The organism is Rhodococcus sp. (in: high G+C Gram-positive bacteria) (assembly GCF_049286785.1).
Classification (GTDB): Bacteria; Actinomycetota; Actinomycetes; order Mycobacteriales; family Mycobacteriaceae; genus Rhodococcus_F.
In genome coordinates, this window is the sequence record NZ_JBAQEO010000232.1 from 1 (window position 1) to 2015 (window position 2015).

Here is a 2015-nt window from a genome sequence, read left to right on the forward strand (position 1 = left end):
CGAAGGTGTCCCAGTCGATCTCGCGTTCGTCGACCGGCTCTCCGGTTTCGACGTCGACGTATTCGGACGTGGTCTCCACCCACACACCCCACAGCTCGGGGCGCTCGCGCACCTGGTCCTCGCTCACCCGCGCGTTCGAGTTCGACTCGACGTCCTCGACGGCGGCGAGATAGCGCCAGTGGATCACCGTGTCGTCCCGGTATCCGGGGTCGGCGTCGAGCGCGGTGAACCCGGCCTCGACGTACGGGGCGGTGCGCTCGGCCCTGGTGGCCTGCTCCTTCCGGCTGCGCAGCAGATTGGTCGCGTGGAAGTCGAACTGGCGGCGGTCGGACTGCGCCAGCAACTCCACCGCCTCGATGTCCCCGTCGGCCTCGAACTTGGCGACGACGGCGGCCTGTTCGATCGTCAGCCCCTGGTCCTCGAGGCTCGCCCGTGCGGCCTCATGGCGACCGACCGCGCCGTACAGCTTGACGCTTTTCTGCTTCACGCTCAGGGTCTTGGCAACCTTCTCCACCGGCACACCCAGCTCGAGCATCTCGGCCACGGCCGCCGCGTTCTGTCCGCGTGTCAGCGCGGCTCGGTGGTTGTTCGAGTTGACCTGCTCGCTGATCCGGGCGACCGCCTGCTCGACGGCGTCATCCGTCTCGAGTGGGCGCACCAGCACCATAATGCGGTCGCGTCCGCTAGCACGCGCGGCAAGCGCACGCCGCTGCCCGTCGATCACCACCAGGGTGCCGTCCTCGCGGCGGTTCGCGGTGATCGGGTGCAGCACACCGTGCTCGCGCACCGACGCCACGAACTCGGGTGTCGCGTCCAGGTCGACGCGGTCGCGCACGTTCTTGCCGACGTCGAGGGTGTGCGGGTCGACCTCGATCAGCTCGACGCCTGCCGGTTGCTGTGTTGCGGTCATGATGTCCTCTCTCCTGTATGTTCGGGCGAGAACACCGGGCAGATAGCTGCTGCCCGGTGTTCTCGCATTTCCGGGGTGATTACTCGTCAGCGGGGGGCCGGTGTATCGGCGGTGCCGTACGACTGCCGTGCCATCTGCCACCCGGCGGCGAAGCCGTCGTTGAACATGTCGAGTTCGGCGGCCATGTAGCCGAACTCGATGCCGGCGCGTTCGGCGAGCACATGCAACGGCGCTTCGTCGCTCTCACCGCACGACGCGAGCACACCGGCGGTGAAACCCTGCTCGCGGATGACGCGCACCTCGTCCTCACTCATCTCGGCTCTCCTGGTCATCTCGGTTCTCCTGGTCATCTCGGTTCTCCTGGGTTTGTGGTCAGCGGAAGGTGATCGACTCGCGCGTCGGGTACACCCGCACGAATCCGGCAGCGGCGACGGCGTACGCGACTTCCCCGTACAACACGACGTCGCCCTTGCTCAGCGACCGGTTCCGCTCGGCCCGGTAGCGGCGCACCACATCGAACTCGACCAGCCGGGGACCTGGTTCGTTGAACGCCTCGAAGACCTCCTCGAGGTTCACCTCGACGTCCCGGCGCGGATCCATCTCGAACCGGATCACCTCACGCAACGGGTCCCCGTCGGTGTAGCCGATCAGCATCGCGTCCCGCGCCTCGTTGTGCAGCACCCGCACCCGCACACTCGGCGCACCCGTTATCGCACCCATCCCAAAGCTCCCTTCGCTGGTGACGGGACCGGCAACCCCGGCCCCGATCGTTTTTTCGCCCTTCTGGCAAGGGAGAGATTCGCCGGGTGAGAGCGACGGGCCGCAACTTGCGAGCGGGAAGTTTTCGGGGGAGCGAAGCGGCGGAGAAAAGTTCCCCGACCCGTCAGGGCGGCGCGCAGCGGCGTCGTCTGGTTGCGGGGAGGAGCGGCCCGGCGACACTCGGACGGCCAGAAAGGGGAAACAACAATGCCCTTCACAGAGCGCAGCGCAGCGGAGCTCGACTCAGGGGACACCGCAGGTGGCCGGCACCGGCCCGCAGGGACGGGGATCCCAAACCCGGGCGCTGCTGCCACATCCGGTACGGGCGGTGGTCGCGAGTGGGTTG

3 protein-coding genes are annotated in these 2015 nt (G+C 67.7%); all 3 read right to left on the bottom strand.

All coding sequences use genetic code 11. The features are described from left to right. On the bottom strand, positions 1 to 910 hold a 910-nt coding region (locus WAW17_RS09525; protein WP_422332737.1), incomplete at its 3' end, for a ParB/RepB/Spo0J family partition protein. Between the two features lie 86 nt (positions 911 to 996). Continuing rightward, positions 997 to 1260, bottom strand: coding sequence for a hypothetical protein (locus WAW17_RS09530; RefSeq protein ID WP_422332738.1), 264 nt, complete (start codon positions 1258 to 1260; stop codon positions 997 to 999). A gap of 22 nt (positions 1261 to 1282) precedes the next feature. Next, positions 1283 to 1630: a hypothetical protein gene (locus WAW17_RS09535; protein ID WP_422332739.1), complete on the bottom strand. Its 348-nt coding sequence runs from the start codon at positions 1628 to 1630 to the stop codon at positions 1283 to 1285. Positions 1631 to 2015: the final 385 nt, after the last annotated feature.